At 51.0% G+C, this 16,532-nt stretch carries 9 protein-coding genes and 3 pseudogenes; all 12 read left to right on the top strand.

The window, feature by feature from the left end; all coding sequences use genetic code 11:
- A pseudogene (locus ACE3PQ_RS05675) lies at positions 1-499 on the top strand (hydrolase or metal-binding protein); the annotation flags it as partial.
- Positions 500-590: 91 nt separating this feature from the next.
- Positions 591-821: a helix-turn-helix transcriptional regulator gene (locus tag ACE3PQ_RS05670; RefSeq protein ID WP_374295988.1), complete on the top strand. Its 231-nt coding sequence runs from the start codon at positions 591-593 to the stop codon at positions 819-821.
- Positions 822-893: 72 nt separating this feature from the next.
- Positions 894-1,271, top strand: a pseudogene (locus ACE3PQ_RS05665) (class I SAM-dependent methyltransferase); the annotation flags it as partial.
- Between the two features lie 39 nt (positions 1,272-1,310).
- A pseudogene (locus ACE3PQ_RS05660) lies at positions 1,311-2,483 on the top strand (IS3 family transposase).
- A 317-nt stretch (positions 2,484-2,800) separates the two neighbouring features.
- Positions 2,801-3,304: a BrxE family protein gene (locus tag ACE3PQ_RS05655; protein ID WP_374295986.1), complete on the top strand. Its 504-nt coding sequence runs from the start codon at positions 2,801-2,803 to the stop codon at positions 3,302-3,304.
- On the top strand, positions 3,301-4,086 hold the full coding sequence (locus tag ACE3PQ_RS05650) for a BrxA family protein (protein ID WP_374295984.1): 786 nt from the start codon (positions 3,301-3,303) through the stop codon (positions 4,084-4,086). The genes ACE3PQ_RS05655 and ACE3PQ_RS05650 overlap by 4 nt, the downstream gene beginning before the upstream one ends.
- Positions 4,067-4,639: a BREX protein BrxB domain-containing protein gene (locus ACE3PQ_RS05645; protein ID WP_374295982.1), complete on the top strand. Its 573-nt coding sequence runs from the start codon at positions 4,067-4,069 to the stop codon at positions 4,637-4,639. The genes ACE3PQ_RS05650 and ACE3PQ_RS05645 overlap by 20 nt, the downstream gene beginning before the upstream one ends.
- A gap of 15 nt (positions 4,640-4,654) precedes the next feature.
- Positions 4,655-8,302, top strand: a complete 3,648-nt coding sequence (brxC, locus tag ACE3PQ_RS05640; RefSeq protein WP_374295980.1) for a BREX system P-loop protein BrxC — start codon at positions 4,655-4,657, stop codon at positions 8,300-8,302.
- A complete protein-coding gene (locus tag ACE3PQ_RS05635; RefSeq protein WP_374295978.1) occupies positions 8,303-10,201 on the top strand; it encodes an Eco57I restriction-modification methylase domain-containing protein in 1,899 nt (632 codons plus the stop codon). It abuts the gene before it with no gap.
- Positions 10,198-12,135, top strand: coding sequence for a type II restriction endonuclease subunit M (locus ACE3PQ_RS05630; RefSeq protein ID WP_374295976.1), 1,938 nt, complete (start codon positions 10,198-10,200; stop codon positions 12,133-12,135). The genes ACE3PQ_RS05635 and ACE3PQ_RS05630 overlap by 4 nt, the downstream gene beginning before the upstream one ends.
- A complete protein-coding gene (locus ACE3PQ_RS05625; protein ID WP_374295974.1) occupies positions 12,132-13,994 on the top strand; it encodes a DUF262 domain-containing protein in 1,863 nt (620 codons plus the stop codon). The genes ACE3PQ_RS05630 and ACE3PQ_RS05625 overlap by 4 nt, the downstream gene beginning before the upstream one ends.
- A complete protein-coding gene (locus ACE3PQ_RS05620) occupies positions 13,991-16,513 on the top strand; it encodes a PglZ domain-containing protein (RefSeq protein ID WP_374295972.1) in 2,523 nt (840 codons plus the stop codon). The genes ACE3PQ_RS05625 and ACE3PQ_RS05620 overlap by 4 nt, the downstream gene beginning before the upstream one ends.
- The last annotated feature ends 19 nt before the right edge of the window (positions 16,514-16,532 follow it).

Raw genomic sequence — 16,532 nt, 5'->3', positions numbered from 1 at the left:
TGTATTTCGTACCACAGGCTATAACAGCATCCGCACCTTAGCCGCTCGATTGGCTTATTATCATGCGGCTTCCAGTGATCGACTGTCGTGTCTACCTTTGCAACTGACCTTGCGAGGAAAATCTACCACACAAAGCTATCGCACTCCTGTGTATTACGTGGATATCACGTTGCAAGATGGCATGAGCTTAAATGATGCGATTCAACAAGCTCAGCAACTCGATCAACAGTGTAAAGATGCAGGCTACATTCAAGAGGCTGTGGACTATATGGCAAGACAAGGCTATGCCAATGCGGGCTTTGATGTGGAGATTGAAGATGAAGTGGAGAGCAGTACAGCACTTGAAGCGGAAACTCAAAACCAATCTAACAATCAAGATCAGCAAGGAGGGCATGCGGAACAGCCAAAAGCGAATACTACTAAGACAGCAAGTGCAAAGACAGACACTGTTAAAGCGATCAAGGCTGGATTGGCACAGTCGGTGAAGGCTATGGTGTAGCAATGGATCGTATCGGACGCAGTAAATTTTTATCGGACTCCCTGATCATTTGAGCAATTCCTGCTCGCATCATTTCTTAGGAGTAATCACAATGAATGCGTTTCAAGGTCAGACTTTTCAGATGCATCAATTGATCAATATTAAACAAGTCATCTCTATCACAGGGCTGTGTCGTTCCACCATCTACGAGATGATGGATCAGGACTCGCCCTACTATGATCCAACTTTTCCAAAGAAAGTTAAAATTACTCAAAATCGTATCGGCTGGTCAGCTTATGAGATCCATCAATGGATTGAAAGTAAGTTGGCGAATCGAGAGTAAGGGACGCTCTTAGCTCCCTTATTTTTTTGTTTTCATGTAGACTGAAAGTGTCTTTTAGCCTAAGTGTCCGTAATGAAAACAATAGACTACTACAATAAGCATGCAGAAAAATTTACAACTTCAACGTTTGAAGTTGATATGAAAAGCCTATATCAGCCATTTTTAACTGAGTTGCCTGAAGGTGCTCGGATTCTTGACGTTGGCTGTGGTTCAGGTCGTGATACCTTGGCTTTTAAAAATAAAGGCTATCAGGTAGATGCAATAGACTATTCAGAAGAACTCGTCAAAAAAGCAACTCAGCTTACAGGTATTCCTGTTAGGTTACAGAGCTTTTATGAGATTGATGCTGATCAAGCTTATGATGGAATTTGGGCGTGTGCATCGTTGTTGCATTGTGAGCGTATGATCCTAGTCAAAATAATGGACCTTGCGGAGCAGTGCTCCTCACCCATCTGAAGATAACGTAACGTTAAATTTGGAGATGTACACATGGCTAAACGCTTTAGTCTAGAATTTAAACAACAAGCTATTGATTATGCACTTGCAAATTCACATGAACCATTAGCATCAATTGCTGTAAAACTTGGTGTCGGGTATTCGACCTTAGATAAATGGATTCGCATGCCTAATCCAGATGGTTCAAGCAAACGTCAGCTTACCCCTGAGCAACAGCGAATATTAGATCTAGAAAAAGAAGTCAAACAGCTCAAAGAGGCAAATGACATGCTAAAAAAGTGCATGTGTACTTCCTCACCGATCAAGGCAAGAGAAGTACACGGTAATTAAAGACCTTGCCGTGAAACAACTTAAAGTTACTGTACTATGCAAACAATTTGGTGTTAGTACTTCAGGCTTCTACGCATGGAAAAACGTCAAGTGCGTATAGCAAAGCAGTATAGTGATTTAAAAGTTGTATATTGGCAGCATCATGCACCTTTAGGTGCACCTTCACTCGTTCATGACATGCATGATCTAGGTTACAGCATGAGTGAGCGTATTGTATGCCGAATGCTCCAAAAGCTAGACTTACGCAGTAAAATCGCCCGTAAATACAAGCATACGACAGATTCAAATCATCGCTTGCCAACAGCACCGAATTTGTTGGATCGACAATTTACAGTGACTGCACCTGATAAGGTCTGGACGACTGATATTACGTATATTCGAACGAAAGAAGGCTGGCTATATCTATGCGTCATGCTAGATCTATTTAGTCGACGTATCGTCGGTTGGCAGATAAGCACACGTATAGATCGTCAATTGGTCTGTGATGCGTTTAACTACGCACTTGCACGTCAGGGCTATCCAACAGGCTTGATGGTGCATTCCCTTGCGAAGCAGTGCTTCTCAGGTTCTCAGTATTGTAGTCGTGCTTTTAGAGCTGTATTACTGACCAATAAAGCAATTCAAAGAATGTCAAGACGAGCGAATTGTTGGGATAATGCAGTAACAGAAAGCTTTTTCCACACACCGAAAGGACATGTAGTACATGACAGTGTATTTTCTACAAGAAAAGAGGCAAATTCGGTCTTGTTTGAATATATTGAAGTTTACTACAATCGAGTCAGAAGGCATTCTGCAAATGGTTGGTTGAGCCCTGAAGCATTTGAGCAGAAATACTTTAAGAATTTAGAGGGAAATGCTGTCCACAATACTGTCTAGGATCAAATAATAAATAGATACTTAATGTTAAGGGCTTTTTTTAAATTTAGAAGATGATATCCTTAAAAAAATTTAATTTTTAGACAGTTGGTAAAAATGCTAGGGGGAAATTATAGGGGGAGAGAGAAGCGTATTTAATAATTATTTATCAGTCTGAGCTTATTAATCCGCTATTTTTAGCTCCTTATCATGCATGAGGATACGCTGTCAGTAGTTCAAGCTGCTTATCGATTATACTGAGCGCATAATTAGGAAAAATTACAAGTTCTTAGAGAATACTTTAGACAATATTATCGAAGAAATGTTTAGGAGTCTGAATGAAGACAATCGCAGCGACAATTGCGGAACTCCGTATTTTAATTGGTTATCTTGGAGAAAAAAGCCAAGCTAATTGGTGGAGTAGTGATTTTTTTAGTCTGACGGCCACTGCATTTTTAACACCAATTTTTAACCGTTCTCTGTTTCGTGCTCAATATCAAGGGGTAACTGCGGCAGCGGCAATAATTCATGATAGTACTATTGGTGTTGGTCGTATTTACCATCTTTTTCGTTTACCTATCAGTTTAGAACAGGCATCGGCAGAAATGCTTAACGACATTAGATTTGTGCAAACCGTACAAACTCGATTGGTAAATCCTGAGGCGGCATTGGTACGTTTAGCGGAGTTGGCTGAAAAACAAGAATCCTTATCATCAGGCCCTATATTAGTAGGTCAGCTGAATCAGGATATTTTAGCTGACTTAAGGCGTGCTGCAGGTATGTATCATGCTGCATTTAATGCTGATATTCAGACATATCCTTATATGCGAGAAGTTTCATGATCCAGCAGCGCTACTACACGACTCAATTGCAAGCAGGATTGGGCCTTATAGAAGAAACCAGACAGTTACTTCAATTTTATCAACCAGGTATGACTACTGTACAGCTTTATGAAGCTGCTTTAGCATCTGGTCGATTCCCCTTAGTTACGGCAAGACGCCTACGCAATATTGTTGCCGAGTGCTTTGCCCCACGCTACATGCGCGACCCGCACGTTGCCGCGCGCCTCAAGTCCCTGGTTGATCGTTTCACGACCGCCGAGCTCAATCAGCTGCTCTTTATCTATACGGCGCGCGCCAATCTTGTGTTGGCGGACTTCGTCCGAGAAGTTTACTGGGCGCGCTATTCAGCCGGGCGAAATGACCTTCAACTGGAAGACGCACGCACCTTTATTGTTAACAGCGTGCGCGAAGGAAAAACGCAAAAACCATGGTCTGAGACTACGATCAAGCGCATCTCATCGTATTTGATGGGCTGCTGCGCCGACTATGGATTGCTTACCACCACAGGCCGCAATCAGCGATCGATTGCTGCGTATCGCATCTTGCCAAAGGTCGCCGCCTACTTGGCCTACGACTTAAAGCTCAGTGGTCTTGGTGACAATCAAATTGTTTCAAGTTCCGACTGGGGTCTTTTTGGATTAGAGCAAGCAGATGTCCGTGACCAACTGAAACGTTTGTCCTTACAAGGTCTACTCATATTTCAGGGCGCCTCCGATGTCGTTCATATCGGATGGACTTATAAAACCATGGAGGAGTTAATCGATGTCATCGCTCAAAGCTGACTTCAACGAGTTGATGGAGCGAATCAAGCAGGGGCGCAAGTTTGGCCATGCCAGTTTCGAGCCCATTTTCTACTTGGTTTTCCCACCAAATCAGATCCTCAACGTTAAGCGCGAAACCCCAGCCTGGATTCACCGGCTGCAAAACGAAGGCTGGGAAGTCGAAACTTTTTCGATCGCAGAGCATGTTGCAGACATTATCGAGAAGGCACCGCTTCGCAAGATCTGGCTCGCAGCCGATCAGAAAGCGCCCTTGGCATGGGATAAAACCAATGCCTCGCTCGCTAATGCTATTAGCAACGGCGCACTGCAGGCACGCATCGAAACCAAGCTGGCCGAGCTAGAGGGCAAGCCCAAAGCTATTTTGCTGGTCACCGACCTTGAGGCCCTGCATCCCTACACACGCATCGGTGTCATCGAAGGCAAGTTGCAAGGCAAATTTCATGTGCCCACGGTGTTCTTCTACCCTGGCGTACGCACCGGCAAGACCCGACTCAAATTCCTGGGGTTCTACCCTGACGATGGCAACTACCGCTCTGTCCACGTCGGCGGCTAATCATTGAGGCAACACATGACGATCAAAAAACTCTTCGACCCCAGCAAGAACATCAATCGCAGCATTGAAAAGGTCATCACCTATGGCGTGTCACAAGAGGCGCGCCTGAAATCGGAAATCTCCGAATATGTGGTCACCGACAGCATCGACCAGCAGTTCGAGAATCTCCTGCTCAAGATGGAAGCCGCCATGGATATTGGTGGTGAAAATGAAGTCGGCGTCTGGGTGTCAGGCTTCTATGGCTCAGGTAAGAGCTCGTTCACCAAATATCTGGGCTTGGCATTTGACGATCGCATCACCATTGATGGCGTCCCATTCATCCAGCACCTTCAAGATCGTCTCAAGCGCCAGCAAACCAAATCATTGCTGTCGAACGTAGCCAAGCGCTTTCCAGCTGCAGTGCTGATGTTGGACCTGGCCAGCGAACAGGTCGCCGGTGCGACCATGGAAGAGGTGTCGACGGTCCTGTTCTACAAGGTCCTGCAATGGGCGGGCTACTCGCGCAATCTAAAGGTTGCTGCGCTGGAACGCAGGCTTAAGAAGGAAGGCCGCTACAACGAATTCCTGGACGCATTCAAAGAAGCGGCGGGCGGTGAAGACTGGAACAACTACCGCAATGACGAGTTGGTGGTCGACAGCCTCATCCCTGAGATCGCACATAAGCTGTACCCCACGCTTTTCAAGACGCCCACCTCATTCACCACCGAATCCAGTGAGATCGTCGTTTTCGAAAATGACCGTGTGCGTGAAATGCTGGAGATTGCCCGCGAGGCATCGGGCAAGGAATACATCATCTTCATCATCGATGAAGTGGGTCAGTACGTCGGCCCACGGCCCAACCTGATCCTGAACCTCGATGGACTGGCGAAGAACCTAAAAAACATCGGCGATGGCAAGGTCTGGATCGTCGGTACAGCACAGCAAACACTTACCGCTGATGACGCGAAGGCCGCTCTCAACTCGCCGGAGCTCTTCAAGCTCAATGACCGCTTTCCGATTCAAATCGCCCTTGAATCCAACGACATCAAGGAAATTTGCTACACGCGTCTGTTGGGCAAGTCGTCAGGCGCAGAAGCCGAATTGGGCGGGTTGTTTGATCAGTATGGCCAGCAGCTGCGCCAGAACACCAAGCTGGTCGATGCGCGTGTCTATGGCGTCGATTTCGATCGCAAGACCTTTGTCGATCTCTACCCGTTCCTGCCTGCGCACTTCGACATCCTGCTTCACTTGCTCGGCGCACTGGCCAAATCCACTGGAGGCATCGGTCTGCGCTCGGCGATCAAGGTGGTGCAAGACATTCTGATTGACGGCTCTGAAGGCAAGCCTGCTGTGGCAGAGCAAGATGTTGGCTGGCTGGCCACCACGGTCACGCTGTTCGATGCGCTGGACAAAGACATCAAGCGCGCCTTCGCCTCGTTGCACGCCTCAGTGGAGAAAGCCACTAAGATCCGCTTCTCGCATTCCGAGCTGCATCAAAACATCGCCAAGACGGTCGCCGTTCTGCAAATCCTGGGCAACCTGCCCATCACCCGCCAAAACGTCACCAGCCTGATGCACGCCAGCATCGCCGGGGCGTCTCAAGCGGACGCTGTGGCCAAGGCGGTCGAGGACCTGATCAACGACCCCATCGTTCCATTTGGAGAACAAGACGGCAACCTTTGCTTCTTCAGCGAGAAGCTCAACGACATTGAGCAGGAACGTAGCCAGGTCGCACTGCGCGGCGTCGAGCTGCGTCGCATTGTTAACGAAGCATTGACCAGTGTCTACGCACCATTGCCCGCAACACAATTGCACGGCTCCTACACCGTATCTACCGGACTCAAGGCGCAATCGGCAGGCAACGTGCCCGCATCGTTGGCGGGTGAGCGCAACCAGATCCAAACTATTGTGGAGCTGGTCGATCCCAAAGAAATCGACAACGCACGTACTCGCCTCACTGACGAGTCGCGTCACAACTCGTCCAAGTTCAACATCTACCTGGTGGGCCGCACCACGCCGGAAATGGACGAACTGACGGCCGACATCCACCGCTGCCGTGAGATCGCCAACCGCTACCGCAGCGATCCAGACCAAGAAATCCGTGAATACTGCAACGGCCAAGCCGACCGCGCCGAGCACCTCAGCACCAAACTGCGGGCGCAGATTCAACGCAGCCTGTTGCAAGGCTCGTTCATCTTCCGAGGTCAAGTTGTTGCGGTCGATACGCTGGCCACAGAATTACTGGATGCCGCACGCAAGCACCTGAGCGAAGTCGCCGAACAAGTGTTCGATCGCTACGCAGAAGCCCCAGTGCGCGCCGGAACCGAACTTGCTGAGAAATTCCTTCGGGTCGGCAATTTGTCGGGCATCACCAGCGCGCTCGATCCGCTGAACCTTGTGCAAACCCAAAGCGGGCGGCACAGCATTCGTACCGACCACCTGGCTATGGTGAGCATCCGTGACTACATTGACCGCAATGGCACCGTGGATGGCAAGCGTCTGACCGACGTCTTTGCCGATGCGCCCTTTGGTTGGTCGGCAGACACCCTGCGCTATCTGGTGGCAGCCATGCTGCTGGCGGGTGAGATCAAGCTCAAGGTGGCGGGACGCGAAGTCACCGTCAACGGCCAGCAAGCCATCGACGCCATCAAGACCAACAACACCTTCAAGAGCATCGGTATTTCGTTGCGTGGTGGCGATCGTCCGTCCAACGACGTACTGGCACGCGCTGCAACTCGGTTGACCGAACTCACTGGCGACACCGTCGTGCCGCTGGAAGACGACATCAGCAAGGTCACCACCAAGCTCTTTCCGCAACTGCAGCACCAATACGGCCCGCTCACAGAGAAATTGCGCGGCCTCAAACTACCAGGTGTAGATCGACTGCAAAACCTCACGCGCGAGATTAACGACGTGCTGCTCACCGATGCGTCGGATGCGCCGCGCCGCTTGGGCAACGAGCAATCCGAGCTATTCGAAAGCCTCAAATGGGCCGCCGAAGTCAAACTTAAGTTGGAGCAAGGCCTGGAGCAAACGCTGCGCGATCTGCGTCAGCACTGCACGGCCATTGCCAACCTGCCGAACGTGGCCTTGCTGGCCACGCTGAAAGAAGAGTTGGCTGAGGCGCTCGGCCTCATCGAGGAGCGCCTGCAGCAGGCCGACTTCTATCGCTTTGCGGCGGATTTCAGCACCAGCCTCACCACCATTCGCGCCCGCATTCGCGATACCGTGATTGCGATGCAAGACCTGCTCAAAACGCGCATCAAAGAGGCCGAGGTTGACCTCAAGCGCGTACCGGAGTGGATCAAACTTACCCAGCAAGAGCAAACCGAGCTATTGGGCAACCTTGAGCGCCTGATTGTGGATACAGCACCCGATCTGGCGGGCCTCACCACCATGCTCAACAAGGACTACGAACTGCAGTCGCAGGTGCAATCGCTCAAGCACCGCATTGAGCGCTTGGGACAGCAGCGCATCAAGGAAGAGCTGGAACGTGCTCAGGCAGAAGTGCCGCCCGGTGAGACACCAGAGATCAAGCAGCCCGTCGCGCGCAGCATCAAAGCACGCACCAAGATCACCACAATGGATGACCTGGATGCGCTGATCACGCAACTGCAACAACTGCGCGGCGAGCTGAAATACGCCCACGCCTTTGCCCTCAAACTCGAATTGCAGGACGAATAAATGGCCTTCGATCAATCCACTCGCGGCCGCCTGCAAAAGCTGGTCAACAGTTGTCGCGGCCTGCTGTCTGACGAATTCAGCATCCAGCTTCAACAAACCTACGGCCTGGACCCCAAGACCGGTGAAGTCACGCCCATGGCCCGACTCACCCATCTGGACGACCGGCAGCGGCACACGGCTGAAGTCCTACGCCAAACTCTGGCCCACTACCTGGGCGCAGATGCCGACGACACCGATCACCGCATCGCGGTGCTCGACCGTATGGTGCGCGAGCAAGCTTTTACCGTGCTCAACCGTTTGGCAGCACTGCTGATGATGGAAGCGCGCGGGCAACTCTTCGAGTCGGTCAGCAAAGGCTACCAATCGCGTGGCTACCAGCTCTACAGCAAGATCGCCGGCACCGCCTTGGGTGAAACCGGTCAGGCTTACCAGGTGTATCTGTTCAGCGTGTTTGATGAACTGGCACAAGAACTGCCTGCTCTGTTTGATCGCTATGCGGCCAATGGCTTGCTGTTCCCGCGCGAGACAGCCCTGCGCGCGCTGCTGGAGGAGCTCAACCACTTTGAGATTGAACCGCTCTGGGCCGCAGACGAAACCATCGGTTGGATCTACCAATATTTCAATTCCAAAGAAGAGCGAAAGGCCATGCGTGATGCCAGCCAGGCGCCACGCAATAGCCGCGAGCTCGCGGTGCGCAACCAGTTCTTTACGCCGCGCTACGTGGTGGAGTTTTTAGTCGATAACACGCTGGGGCGTCTTTGGTTTAACGCCACGGGCGGGCAAACGGATCTGCGCGACCGTTGCCAATACCTGCTGGTCAAGCCCGACGAGCAGCCGCAGGCAGCCATCAAACTTCGCGATCCGCGCACCCTGAAGCTGCTGGACCCGGCCTGCGGTTCAATGCACTTCGGCCTGTATGCATTCGATCTGTTTGCGGAGATCTATAGGGAAGCCTGGGCCTGGGAGCAACAGCATGGCCCCGGTACCTTGGATATTTCCACGCTGCCCCAGGCTGAGCTCAAACCGCTGAGCCAGACCTATGACGATGAAGCGGCTTTTGCGCGCGACGTGCCACGCCTGATCATCGAACACAACATCTACGGTGTAGACATCGACCCGCGCGCCGCGCAGATCGCCACCTTAGCGTTGTGGCTGCGGGCACAGCGTGCTTGGCACGATGCCAGCGTAAAAGCTAAAGATCGTCCACGTATTGGGCAGGGCCACGTAGTGGCGGCAGTCGCTCCGCCAGGCGAACGAGAACTGCGCCAGCAGTTTGCGGCCAACCTGGATCAGCGCGATGCCGAATTGTTCGAGAAGACCCTGGAATTGCTCAAAGGGCTGCCCGAAATGGGCGTGCTGCTTCAGGTTGAACGGGAGTTGCCAAACCTGGTTGAAAAAATCTACGGGAAGAATACCGACTTATTCAACGATCGACAAAGAGCTAAGACCTGGGCTCATATTGAATCGGATTTACGTACGGCGCTCAACGATTTTGCTACGGCTGCAAAATCCACCTACCAAGGGCGCCTGTTTGCACAGGACGCTCTGCAAGGACTGCGTCTAATCGATCTGTGCCGAGAGGTATTCGACGTTGTAGTGATGAATCCGCCATTTGGGGCGCTGGCATCAGGTACAAAAGATCAGCTTGCCAAAACCTATCCGCGCAGCAAGAGCGATCTATTGGCCATCATGGTTGAAAGGGGGCTGCAATTGCTACGTACAGGTGGTCGCATTGGCGCAATCACCTCTCGCACTTGTTTTTTTCTGTCCAGTTTTCAGAAGTGGCGTGAAGAGATTGTGCTTGGCATTGCTCAACCTGAGGTCATGGCTGACTTGGGACACGGTGTAATGGATGACGCAATGGTGGAAGCGGCGGCATACGTCTTGGAGAAACAATGATGAGCTACTTCTTGAGATTGCTTAGTGAGGATGACAAGGCTAATGCTTTATCAGAAGTAATTTCGCGCTTTCGAACAGGGGAAGCCGATTCGAGGACGTTTTCGTTGGAAGAGGATGCGTTTGACCCTGTGCCAGGAAAGCCTTTTTCTTATTGGGTCACTCAGCCTCTTCGTAACATCTTTCAAAAACTTCAGTCATTTGGATCCGATCAGCGTGTAATCCGCCAGGGTCTAGCAACTGCTGATGATTTTAGGTTTGTCAGATCATGGTGGGAAAGCTCGATTGAAGACGAGTCATATTTTGTCAAATGGTTTCCTTTTGCCAAAGGTGGTTCTTTTTCCCCTTTTTACGCGGATATACATTTGCTGGTTAACTGGGAAGAAGATGGTGCTGAAGTTAGAAATAATCTCAATAGCTCCGGCGCAATAAGGTCCAACATCTGGATGATGGGTGAAACTCCATCGCGATTTTTCTTCAAACCAGGGCTTACATGGAGCGACCGGACAAGCAGTCGCCTTTCTGTCCGTCCTTGGCCGGCTGGAGGTGTTTTTTCTGTAAAAGGTTCAGCTGGATTTTTTGACGACGGGTCTGAGCTGTTATCTCTTGCGCTCATGAACTCAACCGCATTCAACATTTTTTTGGAAATGCTGGTTAATGCCGGGAGCGCAGTATCACGCTCTTATCAAGTTGGAATAATTAGCACAGTTCCATTTGCTGAATTTGGTGATTCAAATCAGGAACTGTCAGATCTTGCTCTGCGTGCGTGGTCTCTAAAGCGTAGCTTGGATACTACAGAAGAAAACTCTCACGCGTTCTTGTTGCCGATGGCGCTACGGAGCCGGATTGGTGTTTTGGACCCTGGCGCCATTGAGCTTGAATTTGAAAGTATTCAGTCAAGAATCGACAGCATAGTCTTCGATGTATATGGATTTTCCGAGCCAGATCGCAATGCGCTTACACAACAGGCTCTGACAAACAATTTGGCTAGCGACCTTCAAGACGTAGATATTGATGATGACGATGCTGAAGTACCAGCCAATGATCTTTTTGCTTTGCTGTCCTGGGCAGTAGGTGTCGGATTTTCTCGCTTCGACTGGCGGCTAGCAACTGGAGAGCGCGCGGTACCTCCTGAGCCGGGCCCCTTCGACCCGCTACCCGCCAAAAGCCCAGGTATGTTGCCGGATGGCGCTGAGCCGTTCCATGCTCACGGTGGAATCCTGGTAGACGACCAGGGACATCCCCACGATCTCGCTCGCTTAGTTGAAGAAGTGCTGGGCCGGGTTGATGTGTCCGTTCCGGATGACGTCCGTCGTTGGCTGCAGCGGGACTTCTTTGCCTTCCATTTCCAACGCTATTCCAAGAGTCGCCGCAAAGCGCCCATTTACTGGCCGCTTTCCACGGCATCGGGAAGCTACACACTCTGGGTCTATTACCCTTCGCTTAATAATCAAACACTGTTCACCGCAGTGAATGATTTCCTCGATGGCCCCAACGGGAAACTGACGCAAGTCAGCCGTGAGTGCGCAGAGTTGCGCATCAAGGGCAGCAGCCGTTCTCGCGATGAGGAAAAACAGTACGAAACGCTGCAAGCCTTCGAGCAAGAGCTCACCGACCTGCGCGATACCTTGCTCAAGATCGCGCCGACCTACCAGCCCAATCACGACGACGGCGTGCAAATCACCGCCGCACCGCTCTGGCCCCTATTCCGTCACAAGCCCTGGCAGAAGGTATTGAAAGACACCTGGACCAAGCTGGAAAAAGGCGACTACGACTGGGCGCACCTGGCCATGGCCTACTGGCCAGAACGCGTGAGCGAGAAATGCAAAACCGACAAATCCCTCGCCATCGCGCATGGGCTAGAAGATCTGTACGTGGAGCCAGAGGTGGCACCGAAGAAAACGCGTGGGAAAAAGAATAAAGGGAGTGAAGAATGAGCATCATGCAGCAATCGAGTAAGGCCCAGGATCGCACACTGGGAGTCTGGTTTCAAAACATCCAACAAGGCATGGTTAAGTTGCCACGATTTCAACGCTTTGAGGCATGGGATAGAAACCGAATTGCTAGCTACCTGAACACAATTATTAATAACCTACCGGTGGGTGTTACGCTCGTACTGGAAGTTGCGGGTGCAGAAAAGTTCGAATCTCGTTACCTGGCAACATCCAACCCTGCAGCATCCAGTACGGTTACACAGCATTTGTTAGATGGACAGCAACGATTGACTGCATTTTGGCGATCGCTGCATAACAACTATGACTATGAAACTTACTATGTATATCTGCCTGAGTTTGATACCCGCGATGAGAAGTTTAGTGAAGAGATAGAGGTCTATTGGCAAGGTCGTTGGATCAATAAAAGAAACTCACTTATGCCATTGTGGGCGGATGACCCAGTTAAATGCCTTGAGCGTGGCCTTTTTCCCATAGACTTGCTTTGTCCTGGTGACAAGATGGCGACAGTAGATAGCTGGATAGTTCAGGCTACTAAACGTTATGAGCCATCTGAAAACGAACCAAATGCGTTTGCAAAATACAAAAAATATACTGAATTAAAAGATAAGTTAAAGTCTGAAATTGTGGTGCTCAGAGAACGCGTCACTCATTTCAATTTGCCATATTTGTCTCTGCCAGCAGATACCAGCAAAGATGTAGCTCTACAGGTGTTCATCAACATGAATACCAACAGCAAGCCTTTGTCTCTGTATGACATCATAGTGGCTGAAGTGGAAAGCGTTGCGGGTCAATCTTTGCATGATATGGAAGCAGCACTTAGCGAGAGACATCCTGAAATTTCCCGCTATGGCAGCGTTTCCGAGCTGATTCTTTCCACATCTGCGCTTTTGCAGGAAAAACTACCCAACAATCGTGGCATGATTGAAATGGACAAGAGGTTATTACTGGAGAAATGGCCTGAGTTGGAAAGGGGGCTTCAGCGCATGGCTGCTTTTCTCGAATCTCAGCGCGTTTTTGATCATGCCAGGCTTCCTACAAATGCTGTGCTGGCGGTGATAGCAGCGTCGTATGAGTTGATTCCGGATAATGGCGACTTTCTCGCGAAGGCCGAGAAGTTGTTGCGTCGCTACCTGTGGTCAGCTTTTTTCACTGATCGCTATGAAAATTCTGCTGCATCTCGTGCATTTGCTGATTTTAAAGCCATCAAGGAATTATTAAAAAAACCTGGATTTTCTGAAACAGATCTCTCTGCAGTGCCTGTACTCAATCGTTTAGAATTCCCTTTAGCTGATGTGGATTCATTAATGGCTGCCCGCTGGCCAAAGGCGGCGGGCATCGAAGCTCGCGCAATTTTGGCTGTAACCACATACCTTGGTGCGATCGATTTCGCCGACCACAAGACTGCCACCTACGACAGCATTCAGAAACGCGAGTACCACCATGTATTCCCAGATGCGCTTCTCTCCGAGGCGGACATACCCAGTTACCGGGCCTTGAATTGCGCACTCATCACTTGGAAGACTAACCGCATAATTGGCCGTAAGGACCCGCTGGAATATCTCGAAGAGCGTGTGCAATGGGCCGATGAAAGTGACGTGCGCGAGCGTTTGAAATCTCACTTGATTTCATACGACTTACTTTCAAAAGCTCACTACTCGGGCATAGATGGCGTAGAGTTCAAGCAGAAACTAGAGGCCGACTTTAATGAGTTCCTGCGTGATCGGGCAAATTTGGTCGTTGTTGCCATGGAATCCCTTACCGAAGGAAATAGCCCTGCGCTAGAGACTTTGTGGGCTAAACATCTCGCCAAGAAGCAAGAGTTTGCTGAGGTAGCGGTATGAGCATTGCAGCTTTCATCCAGGACAAGATCCTTCGTCCCCGTTTGCAAAAGACAGGGAGTCTCGTGGTGTATGACCCGGCTGGCCATTACCAAGATGTCTGCAACGGTTTGGCCGACGAAAAGCTGCTGGTTGTTGATGCGTCAAAGAGCAGTATCGAGAGTCGGGTTGCTGCGATGCAGGGCTTGCGTGATGTGATCGATCGGCAGCTCACCGGAATATTGGTTTATGTGCCCGCCCAAGCGCCCGAGAGCGATGAAGAGCGGCAGGCTGATCCGTTCGCGCCGATTGCAGCAGCGGGAGCGATTTTTCCCGAAGGGGATGGCGATAGCTTTGAGAGCCTGTGCCTGAAGGCAAAGCCAGATCATGCCACAGCCATAAGAGCCATCTTCGAGCAAGATGCGTCGCCAAGTTTTGCGGTGGTGGATGCGATTGGTGGCGGCTTGGGCTGGCCTAACTTGCGTGCGCTACTGGCAGTCGAATCTGCCAGGGATATTCTGTTCGCTCTGCTTGTGCCAAGCGATGCGCAGCAGGCAGCTTTGAAAGGCAGCGATAGCTGGGTGACAGAAGCGCGTGATTTGCTCCGCAACAGCATGAGCCTGTCATTAAAGACCAGGGGTAAGACATGGGATTCAGTTGCCAATGAGCTATGGCGATTTGTCTTGTTCAGCGAGTTTGTGTTTGATCTGCCAGGTTCATTACCTGCGAGCTTGGCTGATGTACCGCGATCCGAGCCACCGACCAAGCCGCTGATCGAGGACTTGTGTGATCGCCTGCGCAATGACCGCCGCACCCAGAGTACCTATATCGACCGAGCTGATGAGATAGAGAAGGAGCTGAATCTTATTAGTCTGTTTGGTGGCTGGCAGGATTTAGGCGACCGCGACACCTTCCCGTTTGAAGAGCGTACGTTCTTGAGTCGTGCTATCGAGGGCATATTGCGGGATGACATTGATCGAGTTCGTCATATTTTGGATCGCCATCAGCAATCGGTGTGGACAGGAAAAGGCGAAAGCCGCGCCCAGTGGGATTTGATTCGATCGGCCACAGAGCTGCTGCAAACCTGCGACGATATGGAGCGACAACTCTCAGACAACGTACGCAACCTAGATGCGCTGCTGGCCTTTTACGTGAGCAGCCTGCGTGAATCTGATCGCTTGCATCGCGAGTTCGAACAGGCCGTTAGCGATTACGACTGGCAAGACGCGCAAGGAGTCATGGCGCCGGTTAAGCAGCAAGTCCGCAAGCAGTATGGCAAGTTGGTCGAGAAGGTGCAGTTGATCTTTACTCGCCATGTTGAGCAGAGTGGCTGGCCACTGGCTGGCCAGCTATCCAATGCTGATGTGTTTGACCGAATCGTCGCGCCCAAGCTGCAAAAGAACGGTCATAAGGTGGCGTACTTCATGATCGATGCGCTTCGTTATGAATTGGGTGTGGCACTGGAGCGGCAGCTTACTGAGGACGGGCAGGTTGAGGTGCAAGCTGCCATGGCGCAGCTACCCAGCATTACGCCAGTTGGAATGGCTAGCTTGCTACCTGGGGCAGGCACGCAGCTTCGCATCAAGAAGGATGAGCAAAGCCTGGTGCCGATATTGGGCGACCAGGTGGTTAACACGGTCGCTCAGCGTATGGAAGTGTTTCGGAAGAAGTACGGCCAGCGTTTTGAAGAGGGGCGTTTGGAAGACTTTGTTCGAGGCCGTTTCGACTTCTCGCCTGAAACAGACCTATTGGTACTGCGCGCGGTAGAGATTGATAGCCACTTTGAAAATCACCCCGACACTGCCCCTACAGAGATTACCAATGCACTCAAACGCATTCGCGTCGCGATCCATAAGCTGAAAGAGCGTGGTTTTCACGAGGTGGTGATCGCAACTGATCATGGCTTCTTCATGAACACCCACGCGGGTGCGGGCGATGTCTGCAGTAAACCTGCTGGCAACTGGATTGGCATCCATGACCGCTGCGCGCTGGGCGATGGTGCTGGTGATGGCAATCACCTGGTCGCCTCAGCAGAGAAGATGGGCATTCGCGGTGACTTTGCCAAGTTTGCTGGACCCCATTCGCTGGCGGCTTATCGCAGTGGCTTGCTCTATTACCACGGCGGCGTTTCATTGCAGGAGTGCGTGGTGCCGGTAATCACTATGCAGTTGAAAACTGCCAGCCAACCGACACTGCATAAAGCGTCTGTGGTGATGAGCTACAAGAACGGTGCTAAGTTCATCACCACACGTATGCCGGTGATTGACCTTGCGGTTGAGACGGCAGACATGTTCTCAACGGAAAATGAGTTCGAGATTTTGCTGGAGGCACACGACAGTAAGGGCGAAGTTGTGGGCGAAGCGAAGGCCGGTGGCGCAGTGAATCCAGCAACTGGAACATTATCGTTGAAGCCGGGCGACAAAATTCAAGTCACGATTAAGATGCAGATGGATTTTGAGGGCAAATTTAAGATAAAGGCTTTGCATCCAACGACCTATACGGTGTACTGCCAACTTGACCTAGCAACTGACTATGCAGTTTAAAAAAATATGGAATGCAAAG

The organism is Acinetobacter sp. (assembly GCF_041911495.1).
Classification (GTDB): domain Bacteria; phylum Pseudomonadota; class Gammaproteobacteria; order Pseudomonadales; family Moraxellaceae; genus Acinetobacter.
Note: the sequence above shows the minus strand (reverse complement) of the source record. Positions and strands in the feature narration are given on the sequence as shown.